The sequence below is a fragment of the Pseudomonas sp. ATCC 13867 genome (assembly GCF_000349845.1).
Lineage (GTDB): Bacteria > Pseudomonadota > Gammaproteobacteria > Pseudomonadales > Pseudomonadaceae > Pseudomonas.
Genome location: NC_020829.1, coordinates 4,152,671 through 4,174,673, shown reverse-complemented (window position 1 = coordinate 4,174,673; position 22,003 = coordinate 4,152,671). Strand labels below are relative to the sequence as shown.

Sequence of the window (22,003 nt, the reverse complement as noted above, 5' to 3'; positions counted from 1 at the left end):
CCTTGCCCGGCTCTAGCTCGCAAGCTCCGGGCGAAATTCAGACACGTACAACTGGAACACCCATGCGCATCGAATCCCGCCCGCTCCCGCCAACCCTGCCCGACCTGGGCGACCTGCCACCGCTGCTGACCCGCCTCTACGCCGCCCGTGGCGTGCAGAGCGCCGCCGAGCTGGACAAGGGGTTGGCGCGACTGATTCCCTACCAGCAGCTCAAGGGAGTGGACGCGGCAGTGGAACTGCTGGTCGATGCGCTGGAGAAGGGCCAGCGGATTCTCTACGTCGGCGACTTCGACGCCGACGGCGCCACCGCCAGCAGCGTCGGCGTGCTGGCGCTGCGCATGCTCGGCGCGACCTGGGTCGATTACCTGGTGCCCAACCGCTTCGAGTACGGCTACGGCCTGACCCCGGAAATCGTCGCCGTGGCGCTGGAAAAGCGCCCGGACCTGCTGGTCACCGTGGACAACGGCATTTCCAGCATCGACGGCGTCGCCGCCGCCCGCGCCGCCGGCTTGCGCGTGCTGGTCACCGACCACCACCTGCCGGGACCGGAACTGCCCGCCGCCGACGCCATCGTCAATCCGAACCAGCCCGGCTGTGAATTTCCCAGCAAGGCGATGGCCGGTGTCGGCGTGATCTTCTACGTGATGCTCGCCCTGCGCGCGCGCCTGCGCGAGCGCGGCTGGTTCGCCGCGCGCGGCATCGCCGAGCCGAACCTCGCCGAACTGCTCGACCTGGTGTCCCTGGGCAGTGTCGCCGACGTGGTGCCGCTGGACGCCAACAACCGCATCCTGGTGCACCAGGGCCTGGCGCGCATCCGCGCCGGCCGTGCCCGGCCGGGCCTGCGTGCGTTGCTGGAAGTGGCCGGGCGCGATGGCCGCCGCATCACCTCCACGGACCTGGGCTTCATCCTCGGCCCGCGCCTGAACGCCGCCGGGCGCCTGGACGACATGTCCCTCGGCATCGAACTGCTGCTCTGCGAGGACGAGGCCCTGGCCCGCGACATGGCGGTGCAGCTCGATGCGCTCAACCAGGACCGCAAGGCCATCGAGCAGGGCATGCAGCGCGAGGCGCTGGCCCAGCTCAAGGAACTGCCGGTGGAGGAGATGCCCTTCGGCCTGTGCCTGTTCGACGCCGAATGGCACCAGGGGGTGATCGGCATCCTCGCCTCGCGCCTGAAGGAACGTTACCACCGCCCGACCATCGCCTTCGCCGATGCCGGCGACGGCAGCCTGAAGGGGTCGGCGCGCTCGGTGCCGGGCTTCCACATCCGCGATGCGCTGGACGCCGTGGCCGCCCGCCATCCGGGGCTGATCAGCAAGTTCGGCGGCCATGCGATGGCCGCCGGCCTGTCGCTGCCGCAGGAAAACTTCGGCGCCTTCGCCGCCGCCTTCGACGCCGAGGTGCGCCGCCAACTGGACGAGGACGATCTCACCGGCCGCCTGCTCTCCGACGGCCAGCTCGGCGCCGAGGAGTTCCACCTGGAGCTGGCGCGGGCGATCCGCCAGGCCGGTCCCTGGGGCCAGCATTTCCCCGAACCGCTGTTCCACGGTGTGTTCCAGGTCGTCCAGCAGCGCGTCGTCGGCGAGCGTCACTTGAAGCTGGTGCTCAAGACCGAATGCGGCTCGCTGCAGTTGGATGCCATCGCCTTCAACATCGACCGCGAGGTCTGGCCCAATCCCACCGTGCGCTGGGCGGAAGTGGCCTACAAGCTGGACGTCAACGAGTTCCGTGGCAACGAGACGGTGCAGTTGATGGTGGCGCATATCGCGCCGCGCTAGTCCTCGCCAGTATTTCGTAGGATCGAGCCTTTCGTAGGAGCGAGGGGGACGCCATCGTTATTGCTCGCGAACAGGCTCGCCGGTTGTGCCGTTGCTCGGGCGGGTTCGCGAGCAAGCTCGCTCCTACAGTCGGTCTCGGCAGACAGTAGGGCGAATAACCTGGAACAGGTTATCCGCCGGCTCCCTGCTGGCGGATAACGCTGGCGCGTAGGCCGGTGATTCGGCTACGCAACTACGCGGCTACGGCGCGTAGGCGGCAGGCACGGTGGCGGGTAAACTGGCGCCTAGCCTGCCACCCGCCGATTCAGGAGCTGCCGTGTCACAAGATCATTCCTCCCTGGCCGCCTTCGCGCTGGAAACCCCGGCGCCCCTGTATGCGCGGGTCAAGGAAATCATCCTGCAGCAGATCCGCAACGGCGTGTGGAAGCCCAACTCCAAGCTGCCCTCGGAGAGCGAACTGTTCGCCCTGCTGGGGGTGAGCCGGATGACCATCAACCGTGCGCTGCGCGAGCTGACCATCGAGGGCGTGCTGGTGCGCCTGCAGGGCGTCGGTACCTTCGTCGCCGAGCAGAAGGGCCATGCCGCACTCTTCGAGATCCACAATATCGCCGAGGAGATCACCGCCCGCGGTCACGAGCACCGTTGCGAAGTGGTGCTGCTCGAACCGCTCCCCGAGGGCGCGGATCTGTCCATGCCGTTCGAGCTGGAGAACGTCAGCCGTATCTTCCACTCGGTGGTGGTGCATTACGAGAACGACGTGCCGGTGCAACTGGAGGAACGCTTCGTCAACGCCGAAGTGGCGCCCGAGTATCTGCAGCAGGACTTCACCCGCATCACGCCCTACGCCTACCTGATCCAACTGGCGCCGCTCACCGAGGGCGAGCACGTGGTCGAGGCGATCAATGCCGAGGCTGCGGACTGCAAGCTGCTGCGTATCAAGCGTGGCGATGCCTGTCTGCTGATTCGCCGGCGTACCTGGTCTGCGAAGGGGCAGGTGGGGGCGGCGCGGCTGGTCTATCCGGGGTCGCGTTATCGTCTCGAAGGCCGCTTCGGGCAGTAGCCGTTCCGTCGTCTCTCCGGGGCGGAATGTCCGCTCCGGATGCACCGCTTTGTTACCCTCGCGCACCAGGTTGTTACTTTTTCACCTTTCCTTCTCGCTGGTTCGTTCGCATCCGGCAGGCCGTGAATCTTCCACTCGGACATTTCACGGCGATCTTATCTATTTGAAATAAAAGATCTTATTCCAATTTCCGAACGGCCCCCGCGGAGCACCGGCGCCATCTGGCCTTCACTTTGCATTGTCTTGTATATACAGGTTGATATAAGGCTATATACCTATCAGGTAACAGCAGATGACCAAGACGTTTCTGCATACCCGTTTTCGCCACGCCGGAATGACCTCCGGTGAACCCCTGGTGCCACCACCCGCAAGTGAGGAAGACCCGATGAGCTCCACCGGCCGTTACCGCGATACCGAAATCCGTGCCCCGCGCGGCACCCAACGCAGCGCCAAGAGCTGGCTGACCGAAGCGCCGCTGCGCATGCTGATGAACAACCTCGACCCGGAAGTCGCCGAGAACCCGAAGGAACTGGTGGTGTACGGCGGCATCGGCCGCGCCGCGCGCAACTGGGAGTGCTACGACAAGATCGTCGCGACCCTGAAGGAACTGAATGACGACGAAACCCTGCTGGTGCAGTCCGGCAAGCCGGTCGGCGTGTTCAAGACCCACGCCAACGCCCCGCGCGTGCTGATCGCCAACTCCAACCTGGTGCCGCACTGGGCCAACTGGGAACACTTCAACGAACTGGATGCCAAGGGCCTGGCCATGTACGGCCAGATGACCGCCGGCTCGTGGATCTACATCGGCAGCCAGGGCATCGTCCAGGGCACCTACGAAACCTTCGTCGAAGCCGGCCGCCAGCACTACGACGGCAACCTCAAGGGCCGCTGGGTGCTCACCGCCGGCCTGGGCGGCATGGGCGGCGCCCAGCCGCTGGCCGCGACCCTGGCCGGCGCCTGCTCGCTGAACATCGAGTGCCAGCAGAGCCGCATCGACTTCCGCCTCGCCAGCCGCTACGTCGACGAGCAGGCCAAGGACCTCGACGACGCCCTGGCGCGCATCGCCAAATACACCGCCGAAGGCAAGGCGATCTCCATCGCCCTGCTGGGCAACGCCGCGGAAATCCTCCCGGAACTGCTCAAGCGCGGCGTGCGCCCGGACATGGTCACCGACCAGACCTCCGCCCACGACCCGCTCAACGGCTACCTGCCGGCCGGCTGGACCTGGGAGCAGTACCGCGACCGCGCGCAGACCGAACCGGCCGCCGTGGTGAAGGCCGCCAAGCAGTCCATGGCCGTGCACGTCAAGGCCATGCTGGAGTTCCAGAAGCAGGGTATCCCGACCTTCGACTACGGCAACAACATCCGCCAGATGGCCAAGGAAGAGGGCGTGGACAACGCCTTCGACTTCCCCGGCTTCGTCCCGGCCTACATCCGCCCGCTGTTCTGCCGTGGCGTGGGTCCGTTCCGCTGGGCCGCGCTGTCCGGCGACGCCGAGGACATCTACAGGACCGACGCCAAGGTCAAGGAGCTGATCCCGGACGACGCCCACCTGCACAACTGGCTCGACATGGCCAAGGAGCGCATCAGCTTCCAGGGCCTGCCGGCGCGTATCTGCTGGGTCGGCCTGGGCCAGCGCGCCAAGCTGGGCCTGGCGTTCAACGAGATGGTCCGCAGCGGCGAGCTGAAGGCCCCGATCGTGATCGGCCGCGACCACCTGGACTCCGGCTCGGTGTCCAGCCCGAACCGCGAGACCGAAGCCATGCGCGACGGCTCCGACGCCGTGTCCGACTGGCCGCTGCTCAACGCCCTGCTGAACACCGCCAGCGGCGCCACCTGGGTCTCGCTGCACCACGGCGGCGGGGTGGGCATGGGCTTCTCCCAGCACTCGGGGATGGTGATCGTCTGCGACGGCACCGACGAAGCGGCGGCGCGCATCGCCCGCGTGCTGACCAACGACCCGGGCACCGGCGTGATGCGCCATGCCGACGCCGGCTACCAGATCGCCATCGACTGCGCCAGGGAGCAGGGCCTGAACCTGCCGATGATCACCGGCTGAGGGCCGAACCATGAGCAACGTGACTGAACTGCCGACCCCACAACCGCTGATGGGCGTGCGTGTGCTGGACCTCAGCCGGGTGCTGGCCGGCCCGCACTGCACCGCCATGCTCGCCGATCTCGGCGCCGAGGTGATCAAGTTCGAAGTGCCGGGGCATGGCGACGACAGCCGCCACCTCGGCCCGTTCAAGGACGGCGAGAGCGTCTACTTCGGCCTGATCAACCGCGGCAAGCGCAGCGTCGAACTGGACTTCAAGGCGCCCGACGACCTGCAGCGCTTCTACCGGATGGTGGCCGACGCCGACGTGGTGGTGGAGAACTTCCGTCCCGGCGTCACCCAGCGCCTGGGCATCGACTTCGACAGCCTCAAGCGGCACAATCCCAGGCTGATCTACGCGAGCATCTCCGGCTTCGGCCAGAACGGCCCGCTATCGCGCCGCCCGGCCTATGACATCGTCGCGCAGGCGATGTCCGGGCTGATGAGCGTCAGCGGTTTCCCCGAGACCGGTCCGACCCGCAGCGGCGAGGCGTTGGGCGACCTGTGCGCTGGCGTCTATGCGGCCTGGGCGATCAGCAGCGCGCTGTTCGCCCGCGAGCACCAGGGCAGCAGCGCGCAGTACATCGATGTCGCCATGTTCGACGTGCTGGTCAGCCTGCAGATGACCGGCCTGTCCAACCTGTTCGCCCACGGCCGGGCGCCGGGGCTGGTGGGCAACCGCCACCCGGTGTCCACGCCCTTCGATACCTACCGCGCCGCCGATGGCCTGGTGGTGATCGCGGTGGCCAGCGACAAGCTGTTCCGGCGCTTCTGCGAAAGTATCGGCCGCGCCGAACTGGCGGAGGATCCGCGCTTCGCCGACGACCCGTCGCGGACCTGCAACGAACAGGCCTTGCGCGCCGAGATCGAGCGCTGGACCGGCGCTCGTAGCGTCGAGGACGCCTGCGACCTGCTGCTGGATGCCGGGGTGCCGGCGTCGCCAGTGTGGAACCTCGCCGAGGCCACCGGCAGCGAGCAGGCACAGGTGCGCCAACTGCTCGTGCAACCGGGCGACGGCCAGCCGCCGCTGGTGCCGCAACCTGTCTACTTCAACGGGCGCAAGCCTCATGCCGCCACGCGCGCGCCTCGCCTGGGCGAAGCCAATGCCGTATTCGGCCTCGACAACCGTGCTGGAGCTGTCCAATGAACTTTGCAATCGACGCCACCGAACTGGCCATCGTCGACTCGGCCGAACGCGTCTGCCGCGACGTCCTGGCCGCCAACGCGCAACGCTACGACGAAGAGGAGAGCTTCTGCGCGGAAAGCCTGCAGGCCCTGGGCGAACTGGGCTTCATGGGGATCAACCTGCCGGAGACCTATGGCGGCTTCGGCATCGGCAGCCTGGCCATGAGCCGGGTGGTCGAAGCGGTGTCCTCCGCCTGTGCCTCCACAGCCTCGGCACTCACCGCGCACTTCCTCGCCACTGACTCGATCCTCATCGGCGGCAGCGAGGAGCAGCGCCAGGAATGGCTGCCACGCTGCGCCTCCGGCGAACTGTTGGGGGCCTTCGGCCTGACCGAGCCGGCAGCCGGTTCCAACCCGGCGGACATGCGTACCCGCGCCATGCGCGAGGAGGGGGGGTGGCGTATCCGTGGCAGCAAGCACTACATCACCAACGCTCGCGAAGCCGACTTCATCGTGCTCTACGCCAAGACCGATGCGGAAGCCGGCGCCCGTGGCATCAGCGCCTTCATGATTCCCAAGGGCACCGCCGGCGTCACCTTCGCCAACCCGGAAAAAACCATGGGTCTGCGCGGCAGCACCATCTACGAGCTGGCGCTGGATTGCTGGCTGCCCGCCGAGGCGCTGTTGGGGCAGGAGAACCAGGGTTTCCGTACCGCTATGGAAGTGCTCGACCGTGGCCGCGTGGAAGTCGCCGCCATGTCCCTGGGGATCGCCCGCGCAGCCCTGGAATACGCGCTGAAGTGGGTGGACGAACGGCAGATCGGGCCCAAGCCGCTGTCCGCCTACCAGGGCACCCAGTGGCGCATCGCCGATATGTACGCGCAGTTCGAAGCGGCGCGCCTGCTGACCCAGCAGGCGGCGGCGCGGCGCGACAGCGGCGAGCGCTTCAGCCTGGAATCGGCCACCGCCAAGCTCTTCGCCGCCGAGGCCTGCGGCTTCATCACCGACGCCGCGCTGCAACTGCATGGCGGCTACGGCTACATCCGCGACCTGCCGCTGGAGCGTTTCGTGCGCGACGCGCGGATCCTGCGGATCTTCGAGGGAACCTCCGAGGTGCAGAAGATCATCATCTCCCGCGCCGTGCTGGATGCCGCCCGCCATTGACGGCAGGTACGGGGCGGCCGTGCTGGCCGCCCCGGCGAATCAGGAAACGCTGTGCATAACAACAACAGCGCGGCCGGGTGAGCGGCCGTGCGCGAGGAGAAAGCCTCATGGCTGGTAAGTCCCTGATCGAAACCCGTTCCATCGACTACATCCCCGAATCCGAGCGGCATGGCCGGCTGTTCAGCCAGTTCACCCTGTGGTTCGGCTGCAACCTGCAGATCACCGCGATCGTCACCGGCGCCTTGGCCGTGGTGCTGGGCGGCGACGTGTTCTGGTCGCTGATCGGCCTGCTCATCGGACAGGTCTTCGGTGGCGTGGTCATGGCCCTGCATGGTGCTCAGGGGCCCAAGCTGGGGCTGCCGCAGATGATTTCCAGCCGCGTGCAGTTCGGCGTGTTCGGCGCGGTCATCCCGCTGGTGCTGGTGTGCGTGATGTACGTCGGCTTCAATGCCACCGGGACGGTGCTGGCCGGCCAGGCCATCGGCCAGTTGGCGCATGTCAGCGACACCCTGGGCATCCTGGTCTTCGCGGCGGTCATCGTGGTGGTGACGGTCTGCGGCTACCGAGTGATCCACTGGCTGGGCAAGGCTGCCAGCGTGCTGGGTATCGTCGCTTTCGCCTACCTGTTCGTGCGTCTGCTGTCGGTCAACGACATCGGCGGGCTGCTGGAGAACCGCCACTTCGCCTGGAACACTTTCCTGCTGGCGGTCTCGCTGGCAGCGTCCTGGCAGATCGCCTTCGGTCCCTATGTCGCCGACTACTCGCGCTACCTACCCAGCCAGACCTCGTCGCCGAAGACCTTCCTCGCCGTGGGCCTGGGCTCGGTGATCGGCTCGCAGACCTCGATGGTGCTCGGCGTGTTCGCCGCGGCGCTGGCCGGCAAGGCCTTCTCCGGCCAGCCGGTGGCCTATGTGGTCGGCCTGGGCGCCAGCGGCATGCTGGCCGCCGCGCTGTTCTTCAGCGTCGCCTTCGGCAAGGTCACCATCGCCACGCTCAACGCCTACGGCAGCTTCATGTGCATCGCCACCATCATCAGCGGCTTCCGCGGCCACCTGGAGGTGACGCGGCTGCAGCGCCTGCTGTTCGTGCTGCTGATCGTCGGCCTGTCCACCGGCCTGGCGCTGGCCGGGCAGCATTCCTTCCTCGCCGCGTTCAAGTCGTTCCTGCTGTTCCTGCTGGCGTTCTTCACCCCCTGGAGCGCGATCAACCTGGTGGACTACTACTGCATCACCCGCGAGCGCTACGACATCCCGGCGCTGTCCGACCCAGATGGTCGCTATGGCCGCTGGAACTGGACCGGTATCGGCGTCTATTGCTTCGGCGTGCTGGTGCAGATGCCCTTCATCGACAGCGGCTTCTACGCCGGCCCGCTGGTGGAGACGCTGGGTGGTGTGGACATCTCCTGGCTGGTCGGCCTGGTGTTGCCGGCGCTGGCCTACTACCTGCTGGCGCGCAATAGCCAGGGGCATGTGCCGGCTCGGCTGATCTCGCCGGAAGCCGGCGACCCGGCGAGCTGAGCCGGAGCGTCGAGGCGGCGAGGGAAACCTGTCGACGCGAAATCCTTTTGCAGGTTTTGCCCCGCTCATTCGTCTTGTTAGTAAGAGTCCGTGCCGCTCCCATTGGGTGAGGCACGGACAGAACGACAAGAACGGAGGCCCGAATGCCTGTTTCCCCTTGCTGCGAATCCGCACCCGCCGCCCGGACGGAGGTGCGTCCATGACGGTCGTCGCCGAGCTTTCCGCCCGCCGTACCCAACGCCGCTCCCGCCAGTTGCTGGAACAGGCCGGCCTGCGTTGCAGCCTGCCGCGCCTGAAGCTGCTCGACGCCCTCGCAACGCTGGGCAGCAGCACCGCCGCCGAGCTGCATGCGCATCTGCAGGGCCCCGGCCCGTCGATCACCTTCGACTGCGTCAGCCAGAGCCTGCGCCGCCTGCACCAGAGCGGCATGCTGGTGCGCGACGAGCGCAAGCGCTACAGCCTCGACCCCGCGTTCGACGGCACCGTGCCGGCCCGGGAAGCGGCGTTGGCGGACGGCTGAACCAGGCGCTCGGGCGACGATTACCCGCATTGCCCGGCGAACCCGGTCTACAGTTGTAGGACAAGAACTGAAGACCAGAGGGAGTTCCGCCATGAGCCAGTTGTTCGAGCCCTTGACCCTGCGCCAGCTGACCCTGCCCAACCGCATCGCCGTTTCGCCCATGTGCCAGTACTCGGCCCAGGACGGGCTGGCCAACGACTGGCACCTGGTTCACCTGGGCAGCCGCGCCGTGGGGGGCGCCGGGCTGGTGATCGTCGAAGCCACGGCCGTCGCCCCGGAAGGGCGGATCAGTGCCGAAGACCTGGGTATCTGGAATGACGAACAGATCGAGCCGCTGCGTCGCATCACCCGCTTCCTCGAATCCCAGGGCGCGGTAGCCGGCGTGCAGCTCGCCCACGCGGGGCGCAAGGCCAGCACCTGGGCGCCGTGGCTGGGCAAGCACGGTTCGGCGCCGGTCAGCGAAGGCGGCTGGATCCCGGTGGCGCCGTCGGCCATCGCGTTCGACCCGCAACACACCACACCCATAGCCCTGAGCGAGGAGCAGATCGCGACCATCAAGCAGCAGTTCGTGCGCGGCGCCGAGCGCGCCCTGGCCGCCGGCTTCAAGATCGCCGAGGTGCATGCGGCCCACGGCTATCTGCTGCATCAGTTCCTTTCGCCCTTGTCCAACCAGCGCCGCGACCAGTACGGCACCTGCTTCGAGAACCGCATCCGCTTCCTCCTGGAGGTCACCGAGGCCGTGCGCGCGGTCTGGCCGCAGGAGCTGCCGCTGTTCGTCCGCCTGTCCGCCACCGACTGGGTGGAGGATGGCTGGAACCCCGATGAAACCGTGGAGCTGGCGCGCCGCCTGAAGGACCTGGGTGTGGACCTGGTGGACGTGTCCTCCGGCGGCACCGCGGTGAACGCCGAGATTCCGGTGGGGCCGGGCTACCAGACGCAGTTCGCCGAGCGCGTGCGCAAGGAGGCCGGGGTGGCCAGCGGCACTGTCGGCATGATCACCGAGCCGGTGCAGGCCGAGCACATCCTGCGCACCGGCCAGGCCGACCTGATCCTGCTGGCCCGCGAACTGCTGCGCGACCCCTACTGGCCGCTGCATGCCGCCGATGAACTGGGCGGCCAGCCCGTGCCGTGGCCGCCGCAATACCTGCGCGCGGCGCAGCGCGGTACGCCGCAGCGTAAGGCGTTCGGGCAGGTCTGATGGATGACCGGGTCACGCGGGCCAGCCCCGCGTGACCTTTGGGTCATGAAAATAATTGAAATGTGATGTGTGCCGCACAATGGCATTCTGATGCTAGGCTTGTCGTGCTCGCGCAAGGACTGCGCAAATTACCCACCGGAGCCCGCATGGACGCATCCGCCACGCCCGCCGTCATCCCGCAATCCGAAATCGCCCTGCTGGCGAATATCCTTGCCCTGGCCACCCGCAACATGACCAGCCTCAGCCTGTTGATCACCCAGTTGTCGGTGGAGCTTGGCCATAGCCCCGATCCGCACTTGCAGCGCGTGGGTCAGCGGTTGCTGGCGGATGTGGATGTGCTGTCGAAGTCGCTGGATACCCAGTGGGAGCTGATCGGTACCCTGGCGCGCTTCTGCCCGCTGCTGTCACGCACGCCGCTGACCAAACCGGCGCTGGTGACGGAAATCCACATCACCGAGCTGCCGGACCGCCCCCTTTGACCGGAATCACCTCCTGGCCCGCGCGGTGCGCCTAGCCTTGTCGAGTCATCCCGCAAAGGAGCTCGACCATGAAAGCGCTGATATACCGCGGTGTCGGCGACATCGCCCTGGAGGAACGTCCCGACCCGCAGATCCAGGCGCCGGGAGATGCCGTCGTGCGGGTCGTCAAGACCACGCTGTGCGGCACCGACCTGCACATCATCAAGGGCCATGTACCGGCCTGTAAGCCGGGGCGGATTCTCGGCCACGAGGGCGTCGGCATCGTCGAGCAGGTTGGCGCCGGCGTCAGCCAGTTCAAGGTCGGCGACCGTGTCCTGATTTCCTGCATCAGTTCCTGCGGCAAGTGCGATTTCTGTCGCCGGGGCATGTCTTCGCACTGCCGCACCGGCGGCTGGATTCTCGGCCACCTGATCGACGGGACCCAGGCCGAGAAGGTCCGCATCCCCCACGCCGATACCAGCCTCTACCCGATTCCCGCGGGCGTCGCGGAGGAAGCGATGGTGATGCTCAGCGATATCCTGCCCACCGGCTTCGAATGCGGCGTGCTCAACGGGCGGGTGCAGCCCGGCGGTAGCGTGGCGATCGTCGGGGCCGGTCCGGTGGGCCTGGCGGCGCTGCTGACCGCGCAGTTCTATTCGCCGGCGAAGATCATCATGATCGACCTCGACGACAACCGCCTGGCGGTCGCCCGCCAGTTCGGCGCCAGCGAATGCCTGAATGCGGGCGATGCGCAACTGGTCGACAAGGTCATGGCGCTGACCGACGGGCTGGGGGTGGACAGCGCGGTGGAAGCGGTGGGCGTGCCGGCGACCTTCACCCTGTGCGAGAACATCATCGCGCCCGGCGGCGACATCGCGGTCCTCGGCGTCCACGGTGCGCCGGTCGAGTTCCACCTGGAGCGCCTGTGGTCGCACAACATCACGCTGCGTACGCGCCTGGTGGATGCGGTGACCACGCCGATGCTGCTCAAGAGCGTGCAGGCCGGCAAACTCCAGCCGGAGCAACTGATCACCCACCGTTTCGCGCTCGCCGATATCCTCCAGGCCTATGAAACCTTCGGCAAGGCGGCGGAGAACAAGGCACTGAAGGTGATCATCGAGACCTGAGCGGAGTCTTCGCGAACAGGTGCCGCAGAGCCACCGGGTCGAGGTCCGGTGGTCGTTTTTCACTGAATGTCCGGGCCTGGCCGAGTTTCCACACGACCATCATCAGCGGGTAGTTCCACGGCGCGATGGAGGCGACCACGCCCACCGGGTCATGGCGGATCATCGAGGTGTGGGCGGGCAGGTATTCGCCGGTGGCGGAGCCTTGCATCACGCGGCAGGCGCCGGCGAAGAAGCGGAACACGTCGGTCTCCCGCCACGCCCTCGCCACCTTTGCCTAGGTCGTAGGCGCCGAGGATCGGCAGCATGGTCACGATCATCACCAGCATCGCCACCACGTTGGCCACTGGCACGTCGCGCGGGCGGCCCCGCTGGTTGAGCAGCCAGATCGGCAGGGGGATAGGCGACGAGAGACCAGAGTCCGGGCGTGGGGTCGGCCCGCAATATCCGGAAGCACACTGTCGCTGCGTCTGGCGGGCGCGCCGGGCTAGAGTCGGAATCCATCTTTTTCGATAGACAGTGGAGATCGCCATGAACACTCGCGGCCTGCTCGATCAACTCCTCAGATCCGGCCAGGACCTCCTGCAGAACAAGGGCGTGGCCCGGCAGGAAGGCGGCCAGCAATCCGGCAATGGCGGCGGCCTGGACCTGGGCAGCCTGCTTTCGGGCGCCGGTGGCGGCGCCCTGGCGGCGGGCGCGCTGGGCCTGCTGATGGGCAGCAAGAAGGCGCGCAAGATCGGCGGCAAGGTCGTTACCTATGGCGGCCTCGCGGCACTGGGCGTGCTCGCCTACAAGGCCTACGGCAACTGGCAGCAGAAACAGGCCAGCGCCCCGCGCGGCGAGCCGCAGACCGTCGATCGCCTGCCCCCGGCCCAGGCCGAGCAGCACAGCCACGCCATCCTGCGGGCCATCGTCGCCGCGGCGAAAGCCGACGGCCATATCGATGATCGCGAACGCCAACTGATCGACGGCGAGATCGCCAAGCTCACCGGCGACGTCGAGCTGCAGGGCTGGCTCGACCGCGAACTGGCCAAGCCGCTGGACCCGAGCGAAGTCGCCCGCGCCGCCACCAGCGAGGAAATGGCCGCCGAGATGTACCTCGCCAGCCTGCTGATGGTCGACGAGAGCAACTTCATGGAGCGCGCCTACCTCGACGAGCTGGCCCGCCAGCTGAGCCTCGACGCCGGCCTCAAGGCCGAGCTGGAAGCCCAGGCGCACAAAGCGTTGCAGGCCGTGCCGGCGTGACGGCCCTGGCAATCGCCAGGAAATGACCGCCCCGGGCCGCGCCCGGCCAATGCGCGGGCCTTCCTGCGCCAGTTTCCGCCGCCGGGACCCCGCCTCTGGCGCGCAGGCCGGCGAACGGCGCTGGCGCATCGGTGAGGCGGGGCTATCGTTGCCCAACGCACTGCGCGCGTTGGCGAGGGTCATTTCATGAACACAACCGATTTGCTGGAACAACTGCTGCGGGCCGGCCAAGGCTCCGTGGCGCAACAGGGGGGCGGTGGCCTCGGCGGTCTTGGCGGCCTACTGGGCGGTCTGCTCGGTGGCGGGGCGGGCGGCGGCTTAGCCGGCGGCCTGGGTGGACTGGGCGGCGTGCTGGGCAGCATGCTCGGTGGCGGCAGCACGGGAGGCAGCACGCCCCAGGGGCGCTCCGCTTCCGCTGGCGGGGTCAACTACGCCATGCTCGCCTCGCTGGGCATGATGGCCTTCCAGGCCTACCAGAACTGGCAGCGCCAGCAGCAGGCGGCCGCTCCGCAACAGGCGCCGGTCACCGTCGACCAGCTTTCCGGCGACGACGCCGAAGCCCACAGCCACGCCATCCTCATCGCCCTGATCGCCGCGGCCAAGGCCGACGGGCGTATCGATGACAAGGAAAAACAGGCCATCTACGCCGAGATTTCCCGTCACGCCGGCGAGCCCGAGCTGCAAGCCTGGCTCGACGCCGAAGTGGGCAAACCGCTGGACGCCGCCGACGTGGCGCAAGCCTCGCAAGGCGATGCCGGCATGGCCGCCGAGATGTACCTGGCCAGCGTGATGCTGGTGGACGACCAGCAGGACGCCGAACGCACCTACCTGGACGAACTGGCCTACAACCTCAACCTTGCCCCGGAGCTGCAGGCGCACCTGGAGCAGCAGGCGAAGAGCGGCGGCGAAGTCGCCTGAAACATTTTGCGACCGAGCGCGCAGGAGCCTTCGCATACTCGCGCGGTCCAACAGGGCGGGTGCATCCCGAGCGATGCACTCGTCTTTCAATCGGCAAGGAGGCTTCATGCCGTTCACGCGTTTCACCCTGTCCACCGCGCTGCTGCTCAGCGCCACCGCTACCCTGGCCAACGCCGCCAAGCTCGAAGACGTTGCACCCTATCCCAAGGCCGAGGACGGCTTCGTCCGCCAGGTCATCCACCTGCCCAGGCAGGCCCATGAAGAAGACTTCAAGGTCGAGATCCTGGCCGGCAGGACGTTGACCGTCGACTGCAACCGCCAGCGCCTGGGCGGCACCCTGGAAGAGAAGATCCTGGAAGGCTGGGGCTACTCCTACTATCGCCTGGACAAGGTCAGCGGCCCGGCCAGCACCCTGATGGCCTGCCCGGACGGCAAGACCCGCCAGGACTTCGTCGCGGTGGTCGGCGAGGGCTTCGTGCTGCGCTACAACAGCAAGCTGCCCATCGTGATCTACGCGCCGAAGGACGTCGAAGTGCGCTACCGCCTCTGGTCGGCATCCGACCAGGTCGAACACGCCCGCGCGGAATAACCCCGCGTGCCGTGCAGCTCGCTCCCTGCAGGAGCGAGCTTGCTCGCGAACCGCCCAGGGCCGAACGCTCAGGGAATGCCTTCCGGATGATCCCGCTTCGGACCAGCGTCTACGCTTTACCGACGCCCTCGCCGGATCGACTGGAGACCCCGATGAACGCCGACCAACGCACGGCACTGATCAGCGTGCTGCACACGCGTTTCGAAAAACACGCCAACCGCCACCCCGGCATCGACTGGGCCAGGGTCCAGGCCCGCCTCGAATCCAGCCCGGAAAAACTGCGCACGCTCGACGCAATGGAGAACACTGGCGGCGAGCCGGATGTGATCGGCCATGACGCGGCCACCGACGAATACCTGTTCGTCGACTGTTCCGCCGAAACCCCCGCTGGCCGCCGCAGCCTGTGCTTCGACCGCGTGGCGCTGGACGCCCGGAAAGAGAACAAGCCCGGCGGCAGCGCGCTGGAGCAGGCCCAGGCCATCGGCATCGAACTGCTCAGCGAAGCGCAGTACCGCGAACTGCAGACGCTCGGCGAGTTCGATCTCAAGACCTCCAGCTGGGTACAGACGCCTCCCGCCATCCGCAAGCTTGGCGGCGCGCTGTTCTGCGACCGCCGTTACGACACCGTGTTCGTCTACCACAACGGCGCCCAGTCCTATTACGCCGCGCGCGGCTTCCGCGGAATGCTGCGGGTCTAGCCGCGCTGCGCATCCGTAGGAGCAATGGTCTTCTTCCGGATAAATCCCGTGCCTGTGTTTTCCCTTCACCCCGGTCCTCTCCCTCTGGAACGGGGGCGCAGCCAGGGCTCGGGTGAGAGGTGTCGGGGGTTTGCTCGCGAACGGACGTTCCCGCAGGCGTGCAGGGCGGATAACGCCAACGGCGTTATCCGCCCGACGTTGGCGCCGCAGTTTTTCCTTCCACCAGGATTCCCTGTTCTCTCCCGCACAGCTCCATCAGAAAATCCCACACCAATCTCAGACGTACCGACCGGTGCAATTCCCGTCGAGTGCACATCCAGTACTCCCGCTCGATGAACTCTTCCGGCAGCACCGGCACCAGCAGCGGATCAGGCAGGCCCATGAACTGCGGCAGGATGGCAATGCCGATGCCGGCCTGGGCGGCCTGTTGCTGGGCGACCACGCTGGTGCTGCGGAAGACCACTTGCGGGTGGCGGCAGAAGCTGTGGTGGAACATCAGTTCCTGGCTGAACAGCAGGTCGTCCACGTAGCCGATCCACGGGTGCTTGCACAGGTCCTCGCGGTCGCGCAGGGGCGGGGCGCTTTCCAGGTAGGCGGGGCTGGCGAACAGGCTCAGGCGGTAGCGGGTCAGGCGGCGGCTGATCACCAGGTCGGCGCTGGGGCGTTCGAGGGTGATGGCGATGTCCGCCTCGCGATTGGTGATGCTGACGAAGCGCGGCACCGACACCAGCTCCACTTCCAGCCCCGGGTAGCGCCGCATCAGTTCGCCCATGCGCGGGGCGAGGAACAGGGTGCCCAGGCCTTCGGTGACGCCGATGCGGATCTGCCCCAGCGGCGAGATGGCCTGGCTCATTTCCTCCTGGGCGAGCAGGGCGGTGTTTTCCATCGCCTCGGCGTGCTTGAGCAGCGCCTGGCCGGCCGGGGTGAGCTGGTAGCCGCCGGTGTGCTGGGCGAACAGCTGGGTGCCGAGGTCGCGCTCGATGTTCTCGATGTGCCGCGCCACCGTGGCGTGGGTGGTGTTCAGGCGCTTGGCGGTGGTCAGCAGCCTACCGCTGCGGTGCAGTTCCAGGAAGTAGCGCAGGTCATTCCAGTCGAACATCGTGGCGACTCTCATTGTTAGAAAACGCACAGCAGGTGACTTTAAACGTTCGTATTTTTATCGCGAACGAACGACTAGGCTCCATCGTCATACCCAAAAGAACAAGAACGACGAGGGACTTTCCATGCCCCAGGCGCTGGATGCATATGACTACCTGATCGTCGGCGCAGGCCCCGCCGGCTGCCTATTGGCCAATCGTCTATCGGCCGACCCGGGCAACCGCGTGCTGCTGCTCGAAGCCGGCGGCCCGGACAACTATCCCTGGATCCACATCCCCGTCGGCTACCTCTATTGCATCGGCAACCCGCGCACCGACTGGTGTTTCGACACCGAGCAGGTGCCGGGCCTGAATGGCCGGTCGATCAAATACCCGCGCGGCCGCACGCTCGGTGGCTGCTCCTCGATCAACGGCATGATCTACATGCGCGGCCAGGCGCTGGACTACGACGGCTGGGCCGCCGAGGGCAACCCCGGCTGGGGCTGGACCGACCTGCTGCCGCTGTTCATGAAGATGGAAGACCACTTCGCCGGCACCAGTACGCTGCACGGCTCCGGCGGCGAATGGCGGGTGGAGCGGCAGCGGCTGTCGTGGACGATCCTGGATGCCTTCCGCGAGGCGGCGGCGCAGTCGGGCATCCGCTCGGTGGAGGACTTCAACGGCGGCGACAACGAAGGTTGCGGCTACTTCCAGGTGAACCAGCGCAGCGGCGTGCGCTGGAATGCGTCGAAGGCGTTCCTGCGGCCCATTGCCAAGCGCCCGAACCTTACCGTGCTGACCCATGTGGAAGCCCTCCGCGTGCTGTTGGAAAACGGCCGCGCCAGCGGACTGGAAGTGAACTGGCAGGGCGCGCGCCGCGAGCTGCGAGCCACGCGCGAAGTGATCCTCTGCGCGGGGGCGATCAATTCGCCGGTGCTGCTGCAGCGCTCCGGTATCGGCCCGCGCGACCTGCTGGAGAAGCACGGCATCGGCGTGCGCCATGAGCTGCCCGGCGTCGGCGGCAACCTGCAGGATCACCTGCAACTGCGCCTGATCTACCGCATGAGCGGCGCGCCGTCGCTGAACCAGATCGCCTCCACCGTCTGGGGCAAGATGGGCATGGGCCTGGAGTATCTGTTCAAACGCAGCGGGCCGCTGTCGATGGCGCCCAGCCAGCTCGGCGCGTTCGCCAGGTCCGACCCGAATCAGCGTTCGGCGAACCTCGAATACCACGTGCAGCCGTTGTCGCTGGAGCGCTTCGGCGAGCCGCTGCACAACTTCCCGGCGTTCACCGCGTCGGTCTGCGACCTGCGCCCCCAAAGCCGGGGCAGCGTGACCCTGCGTTCGCTGGACCCGCGCGACAAGCCGATCATCCAGCCCAACTACCTGAGCCACCCGGAGGACCTGCGCGTGGCCGCCGACGCCATCCGCCTGACCCGGCGCATCGCTGCGGCGCCCGCGCTGGCGCGCTTCCGCCCGGAGGAGTTCAAGCCCGGCCCGGATTACCAGACCGAGGAAGACCTGCACCGCGCGGCCGCCGAGATCGGCACCACCATCTTCCACCCGGCCGGCACCTGCCGCATGGGCCAGGGCACGGGTGCGGTAGTGGACAGCCAATTGCGCGTACACGGCATTCCCGGCCTGCGCATCGCCGACGCCTCGATCATGCCCAGCCTGACTTCCGGCAACAGTTGCTCGCCGGTGCTGGTGATCGCCGAGAAGGCGGCGCAGATGATCTTGAGCGAACCGAAGCGCCACCCGGAGGTCATCCCCTCTACTGCGAATGAGCAGCAGCAAGCCCCCGTGGCGTGACGGTGATCCCGTCCTCTCACGCTTTTGACGTGAAACTCCGCTCCCGGCCGCCGAGGTGTCGGGCGGTTCGCCAGCAAGGACTGGGCGTCCCCCTCGGTCCTGCAAGGAGCAACACCGAAACGCTATCGCGCGGTGTGAAAGCCGTGGCAGTAGAGGCTGAAACAACAATAAAAGCCCCAGCAGGGGCAGGAGAGCCCGCAATGTCTGATCCAGCAGTGACGAGTGCGACACAGAGCAGGACCTACGAGCGGCAGGTGTCGTCACGCCGCGAAGAGCGCAAGGTGATCTTCGCCTCGTCGCTCGGCACGGTGTTCGAGTGGTACGACTTCTTCCTCTACGGCGCGCTGGCGGCGGTCATCAGCAAGCAGTTCTTCGCCGGGGTGAACGACACCACCGCCTTCATCTTCGCCCTGCTGGCCTTCGCCGCCGGCTTCCTCGTGCGACCCTTCGGCGCGCTGGTGTTCGGCCGCCTGGGCGACATGATCGGGCGCAAGTACACCTTCCTCGTCACCATCCTGCTGATGGGCCTGTCGACCTTCGCCGTCGGCCTGCTGCCGTCCTACGCCAGCATCGGCGTGGCCGCGCCGATCATCCTCATCGCGCTGCGCATGCTGCAGGGCCTGGCGCTGGGCGGCGAGTACGGCGGCGCGGCGATCTACGTGGCCGAGCACGCGCCGGCCAACAAGCGCGGCAGCTACACCAGCTGGATCCAGTCGACCGCCACCGGCGGCCTGCTGCTGTCGCTGCTGGTGATCCTCGCCTGCCGCCAGCTCACCGGCGACCAGTTCGAGACCTGGGGCTGGCGCCTGCCGTTCCTGCTGTCCATCGTGCTGCTGGGCATTTCCACCTGGATTCGCCTGTCGATGCACGAGTCGCCGGCGTTCCTGAAGATGAAGGCCGAGGGCAAGACCAGCAAGTCGCCGCTCAAGGAGTCCTTCACCAACTGGAAGAACCTGAAGATCGTCCTTACCGCGCTGTTCAGCATCAACGCCGGGCAGGCGGTGACCTTCTACTGTGCGCAGTTCTACGTGCTGTTCTTCCTCACCCAGGTGCTCAAGGTGGACGGCGCCCTGGCCAACGAACTGCTGGTCGTCGCGCTGGTGATCGGTGCGCCGTTCTTCGTGGTGGCCGGCTGGCTTTCCGACAGGATCGGCCGCAAACCGGTACTGTTGGCGGGCCTGCTGCTGGCGACGGTGGGTTACTTCCCGCTGTTCCAGGCGTTGACCCATTACGCCAACCCGCAGATCGACCAGGCGTCGCGCACCGCGCCGATCACCGTGATAGCGGACCCGGCAACCTGTACCTTCCAGTTCGATCCGGTCGGCAAGGCCAAATTCGACAGCCCCTGCGACCAGGTGAAGACCCTGCTGGTGAAGAGCGGCGTGCCCTATGGCTCGCAGGCGGCGCCGGCCGGCAGTGGCGTGGTGGTGACCGTCGGCGAGACGCGCATCGAAGGTTTCGACGCCGCTGCGCTGAGCGCCGCGGTGAAGGCGGCGGGCTATCCGGCCAAGGCGGATGCCGAGCAGGTGAACAAGGGCATGGTGATCGCCATCCTGGTGGCGCTGGTGCTGATCTCCTGCCTCTGCTACGGCCCGCTGGCGGCGCTGATGGTGGAGCTGTTCCCGACCCGCATCCGCTACACCTCGCTGTCGCTGCCGTACCACATCGGCAACGGCTGGTTCGGTGGTCTGCTGCCGACCCTGTCGTTCGCCCTGGTGGTGTACACCGGCGATATCTTCTATGGCCTGTGGTATCCGGTGCTGATCACGGCGGTGAGCCTGGTTTGCGCGCTGCTGTTCCTCAAGGAAACCCGCCACAACGACATCCACGCCGACTGACCGGCCGGGCACGAAGGGCGCCTGCGGGCGCTCTTCGTGTTCATTCGGCGGCTTCGGGCTCGCCTGGACGCCGTCGCTGGAATACCCTTGCGGGATTTTCCGGCGCACGTTGTGCCGGGCCCTTCGTGGAGAAGCACCGAACATGAGTCAGGCATTCGTCACCGTTACCGTCAGCGCCGAGCACTGGGGGCGTGAAACCGAGGCGGTGGACAACCCGCGTGTCTCGGCCAGCCTGAGCGCGCCGGAGCCGGGCATCATCAAGCTGAGCTTCGACGGCCAGCTGGATGCGCCGGAGGAGCCCACCCATGTCTGTGTGACGCTGGAAAACGGGTTGTCCTATTACGGCGAGATCAAGGATGGCGCGGCGAACGAGACGGGCGGCTGGCTGACCTTCGACGGCGAGCTGATCGATCTGGAAGGATTCTGAGCCCGGGCCGGCTCTCGTAGGGAGCGGGACTTGTCCGCGAGATCCATCGCGGCCGACTCGGTGCGCCATGTGAACACCGGCGTCATTCGCCCGCGGTGCTGTTGAAGGAAGCCCCAATGAAAAACCGGCCACTCGGGCGAGACGTTCAGTAAAGCTGTTGAAAGCATCTTGATGAACGCCTCTATCTCGGGCCTTTGAAACGAAAAGCCCCTGCGAAAATATCTTCCAGGGGCTTTTTGCTTTGCAGGCCTTGTGGAGCGGAGCTTTGGCTCAATCCATCAACAGATTAAGCGAACGGCTTGCCACTCGGGCCGGTTTTTCATTGCCTGTGGATAACCCTCACTGCCGCGGGATCATCCCCTCGATACGCTTGGCGAAGGCATTGGCCAGGTCGCCGTCGGCGAGCAGCAGCAGGTAGTCATGGTCCGACTTGGCTGCCGGGGCGATGCGGTACTTGAGCGTGCCGGACGCCACCTGGCCCACTACCGGCACCGACAGCGTGCCGACGCATTCCAGGACGCCACTGTCCGGGTCCTTCTCGATGATGGCCACGTCCTTCAGTTCGGCCTTGGTCAGTGCATCGGCCTGGCTGGACAGCGACCCGCTGAGGAAGATCTTCACCAGTTGGTTCTTCACGTCGTCCGACCCGCAGACCTTGGCCTGGTTGCCGCCGCAGGCGCTCAGCAGCGCAGCCGCAGCCAGCACGGCCGACAATTTCAACACATTCATCTATCCACCCCGTGGCATTCCATGATGGCTATTGGATACGTCAGCGTAGGAAAAATTCCCTGGCCAGACGATAAATCGCGCACCCATGCCGCTCATGACGGTGCAGGTGGGCCGGCCGGCCCATCGCGGCCTGGTCAGGGCAACACTGTCGGCCCGACAGATCGGACGATTCAACCCAGCGTCAGCCAGGCCAGTGCGGCGTAGCGGCCGACCTTGGCCAGGGTCACCAGCAGCAGGAAGCGCCAGAGCGGCTCGCGCATCACACCGGCGATCAGGGTCAGCGGGTCGCCGATCAGCGGCGCCCAGCTCAGCAGCAGCGACCAGCAGCCGAAGCGCCGGTAACGCGCCTGGGCTTTTTCCAGCGTCTGCGCGCTGACCGGGAACCAGCGCTGGTCATGCCAGCGTTCGATGCCGCGCCCCAGCACCCAGTTGACCAGCGAGCCGAGCACGTTGCCCAGGCTCGCGGCCAGCAGCAGCGACCAGAGCGGGTATTGCCCGCCGAGCAGCAGGCCCACGAGCACCGCTTCCGATTGCAGGGGCAGCAGGGTGGCGGCGCCGAAGGCCGAGAGGAAAAGGCCGGCGTGGGCGGCCAGGGCAAGGGACAGCATGGGGGAAATTCGATGGCCTTCCGG

The 22,003-nt window shown here is 66.9% G+C and carries 20 protein-coding genes and 2 pseudogenes; 17 read left to right on the top strand and 5 right to left on the bottom strand.

What is annotated here, in order from left to right; translation table 11 throughout:
- Positions 1–62: 62 nt before the first annotated feature.
- The 10 genes from recJ (at position 63) to H681_RS18625 (ending at position 12,042) form a co-directional block, all read left to right on the top strand.
- Positions 63–1,778, top strand: coding sequence for a single-stranded-DNA-specific exonuclease RecJ (gene recJ / locus H681_RS18670; protein WP_015478440.1), 1,716 nt, complete (start codon positions 63–65; stop codon positions 1,776–1,778).
- Between the two features lie 316 nt (positions 1,779–2,094).
- Entirely contained in the window at positions 2,095–2,838 is a 744-nt protein-coding gene (gene hutC / locus H681_RS18665; protein WP_015478439.1) for a histidine utilization repressor, read from the top strand.
- A gap of 385 nt (positions 2,839–3,223) precedes the next feature.
- Positions 3,224–4,897, top strand: a complete 1,674-nt coding sequence (gene hutU, locus H681_RS18660; protein ID WP_015478438.1) for a urocanate hydratase — start codon at positions 3,224–3,226, stop codon at positions 4,895–4,897.
- A gap of 10 nt (positions 4,898–4,907) precedes the next feature.
- Positions 4,908–6,080 (top strand): CaiB/BaiF CoA transferase family protein, encoded by a 1,173-nt coding sequence (locus H681_RS18655; RefSeq protein ID WP_015478437.1) that lies wholly within the window; start codon positions 4,908–4,910, stop codon positions 6,078–6,080.
- Positions 6,077–7,222 carry an acyl-CoA dehydrogenase family protein gene (locus H681_RS18650; RefSeq protein WP_015478436.1) on the top strand — a complete coding sequence of 382 codons (1,146 nt, stop codon included), beginning with the start codon at positions 6,077–6,079 and terminating at the stop codon, positions 7,220–7,222. Before H681_RS18655 ends, H681_RS18650 begins: the two co-directional genes overlap by 4 nt.
- Before the next feature lie 107 nt (positions 7,223–7,329).
- Entirely contained in the window at positions 7,330–8,739 is a 1,410-nt protein-coding gene (locus H681_RS18645) for a purine-cytosine permease family protein (protein WP_015478435.1), read from the top strand.
- A 199-nt stretch (positions 8,740–8,938) separates the two neighbouring features.
- On the top strand, positions 8,939–9,259 hold the full coding sequence (locus H681_RS18640; protein ID WP_015478434.1) for a transcriptional repressor: 321 nt from the start codon (positions 8,939–8,941) through the stop codon (positions 9,257–9,259).
- Positions 9,260–9,350: 91 nt separating this feature from the next.
- On the top strand, positions 9,351–10,457 hold the full coding sequence (locus H681_RS18635) for an NADH:flavin oxidoreductase/NADH oxidase (protein ID WP_015478433.1): 1,107 nt from the start codon (positions 9,351–9,353) through the stop codon (positions 10,455–10,457).
- A 146-nt stretch (positions 10,458–10,603) separates the two neighbouring features.
- A complete protein-coding gene (locus tag H681_RS18630) occupies positions 10,604–10,936 on the top strand; it encodes a hypothetical protein (protein ID WP_015478432.1) in 333 nt (110 codons plus the stop codon).
- A gap of 68 nt (positions 10,937–11,004) precedes the next feature.
- The gene (locus H681_RS18625) at positions 11,005–12,042 is read left to right on the top strand and encodes a zinc-dependent alcohol dehydrogenase family protein (RefSeq protein WP_015478431.1); all 1,038 of its coding nucleotides are present in this window, start codon (positions 11,005–11,007) and stop codon (positions 12,040–12,042) included.
- A gap of 73 nt (positions 12,043–12,115) precedes the next feature.
- Here the strand turns inward: H681_RS18625 and H681_RS18620 are convergent.
- A pseudogene (locus tag H681_RS18620) lies at positions 12,116–12,286 on the bottom strand (aldehyde dehydrogenase family protein); the annotation flags it as partial.
- Positions 12,287–12,290: 4 nt separating this feature from the next.
- Positions 12,291–12,434 (bottom strand): annotated as a pseudogene (locus tag H681_RS26005) (ABC transporter permease); the annotation flags it as partial.
- 136 nt (positions 12,435–12,570) lie between these two features.
- Between H681_RS26005 and H681_RS18615 the strand changes: the two are divergent.
- The 4 genes from H681_RS18615 to H681_RS18600 all read left to right on the top strand — a co-directional run bounded on the left by H681_RS18615 (position 12,571) and on the right by H681_RS18600 (position 15,489).
- Positions 12,571–13,284, top strand: a complete 714-nt coding sequence (locus H681_RS18615; protein WP_015478429.1) for a tellurite resistance TerB family protein — start codon at positions 12,571–12,573, stop codon at positions 13,282–13,284.
- A gap of 186 nt (positions 13,285–13,470) precedes the next feature.
- A complete protein-coding gene (locus tag H681_RS18610) occupies positions 13,471–14,202 on the top strand; it encodes a DUF533 domain-containing protein (protein WP_015478428.1) in 732 nt (243 codons plus the stop codon).
- Positions 14,203–14,308: 106 nt separating this feature from the next.
- Complete coding sequence (gene eco / locus H681_RS18605; protein ID WP_015478427.1) at positions 14,309–14,791, top strand: serine protease inhibitor ecotin; 483 nt, start codon at positions 14,309–14,311, stop codon at positions 14,789–14,791.
- Positions 14,792–14,943: 152 nt separating this feature from the next.
- Positions 14,944–15,489 (top strand): DUF4256 domain-containing protein, encoded by a 546-nt coding sequence (locus H681_RS18600; protein WP_015478426.1) that lies wholly within the window; start codon positions 14,944–14,946, stop codon positions 15,487–15,489.
- Positions 15,490–15,673: 184 nt separating this feature from the next.
- Here the strand turns inward: H681_RS18600 and H681_RS18595 are convergent, their stop codons facing one another.
- Positions 15,674–16,588: a LysR family transcriptional regulator gene (locus H681_RS18595; RefSeq protein ID WP_015478425.1), complete on the bottom strand. Its 915-nt coding sequence runs from the start codon at positions 16,586–16,588 to the stop codon at positions 15,674–15,676.
- 124 nt (positions 16,589–16,712) lie between these two features.
- Here H681_RS18595 and H681_RS18590 point away from each other — a divergent pair, with 124 nt between their 5' ends.
- The 3 genes from H681_RS18590 to H681_RS18580 all read left to right on the top strand — a co-directional run bounded on the left by H681_RS18590 (position 16,713) and on the right by H681_RS18580 (position 20,642).
- Positions 16,713–18,377, top strand: coding sequence for a GMC family oxidoreductase (locus H681_RS18590; protein ID WP_015478424.1), 1,665 nt, complete (start codon positions 16,713–16,715; stop codon positions 18,375–18,377).
- Between the two features lie 200 nt (positions 18,378–18,577).
- Positions 18,578–20,215, top strand: coding sequence for an MFS transporter (locus tag H681_RS18585; RefSeq protein WP_041712140.1), 1,638 nt, complete (start codon positions 18,578–18,580; stop codon positions 20,213–20,215).
- A 142-nt stretch (positions 20,216–20,357) separates the two neighbouring features.
- Positions 20,358–20,642, top strand: coding sequence for a hypothetical protein (locus H681_RS18580; RefSeq protein ID WP_015478422.1), 285 nt, complete (start codon positions 20,358–20,360; stop codon positions 20,640–20,642).
- Between the two features lie 339 nt (positions 20,643–20,981).
- On the opposite strand, the gene H681_RS18575 is transcribed toward H681_RS18580, so the two are convergent.
- On the bottom strand, positions 20,982–21,371 hold the full coding sequence (locus H681_RS18575; RefSeq protein ID WP_015478421.1) for a hypothetical protein: 390 nt from the start codon (positions 21,369–21,371) through the stop codon (positions 20,982–20,984).
- A 170-nt stretch (positions 21,372–21,541) separates the two neighbouring features.
- Positions 21,542–21,979 (bottom strand): YqaA family protein, encoded by a 438-nt coding sequence (locus tag H681_RS18570; protein WP_015478420.1) that lies wholly within the window; start codon positions 21,977–21,979, stop codon positions 21,542–21,544.
- Positions 21,980–22,003: the final 24 nt, after the last annotated feature.